This is a genomic window from Devosia psychrophila, assembly GCF_000971275.1.
GTDB lineage: Bacteria > Pseudomonadota > Alphaproteobacteria > Rhizobiales > Devosiaceae > Devosia > Devosia psychrophila.
This window is the reverse complement of sequence record NZ_LAPV01000107.1, coordinates 1-930: the sequence shown is the minus strand read 5'-3', so window position 1 is coordinate 930 and position 930 is coordinate 1. Positions and strand designations below refer to the sequence as shown.

1 protein-coding gene is annotated in these 930 nt (G+C 64.6%); it reads left to right on the top strand.

What is annotated here, in order from left to right; translation table 11 throughout:
- Positions 1–928: HAD-IC family P-type ATPase (locus WH91_RS10315; protein WP_046170934.1), on the top strand; the 928-nt coding region annotated here is incomplete at its 5' end.
- Positions 929–930: the final 2 nt, after the last annotated feature.

The window sequence follows — 930 nt, the reverse complement described above, 5'->3', positions numbered from 1 at the left end:
CGACAAGACGGGCACGCTCACAGCCGGCAAGCCACAGGTCACCGATATCGTGGCCGGATCGAAGTCGGAGCGCGAGACACTCGAATTGGCTGCGGCGCTTGAGGTCGGCTCCAGCCATCCGCTCGCCAGCGCCATCTTGGCCAAGGCAAAGGCCGATAGCATCGAGCCCGCGCAGTCCACCCAGGCAGGCGCGGTCGGCGGCAAGGGTGTCGTCGGCACCGTAAACGGCATAGAGCTGTTCTTGGGGTCGCCGAAGGCGGCTGCCGAGAAGGTAGCGCTCGGCGCCGACCTGGACGCCCGCATCGTCGCCCTGAACGACGAGGGTAAGACGGTTTCGGTTCTGATCGCGGATGGCGCCGTGGCCGGCATCATCGCTATGCGGGACGAGCCACGCCCAGATGCCATCGAGGGCCTCAAGGCACTCAAGAATCTTGGTGCCGACATCGTCATGCTGACCGGCGACAACAAGCGCACTGCCGCCGCTATCGGAAAGACACTCGGCATCGAACCGCGCGCCGAACTGCTGCCGGAAGACAAGCAGCGCATCGTCGGCGAGCTCAAGGCAAGCGGCAAGGTCGTCGCAAAGGTCGGCGACGGCATCAACGACGCCCCTGCACTTGCTGCAGCCGATATCGGCATCGCCATGGGCGGCGGCACTGACGTGGCACTCGAGACCGCCGACGCCGCCGTTCTGTACGGTCGGGTCATCGATGTCGCCAACATGATCCTGCTGTCGCGGGCCACCATGTCCAACATAACCCAGAACATCACCATCTCGCTCGGGCTGAAGGCATTCTTCCTGGTCACTACCGTGATCGGCGTTACCGGCCTGTGGCCTGCGATCCTTGCCGACACTGGGGCCACGGTGCTTGTCACCGCCAACGCCATGCGTCTTCTCGGATGGAAGGGATTGGGTGGCAAGGCGTGAGG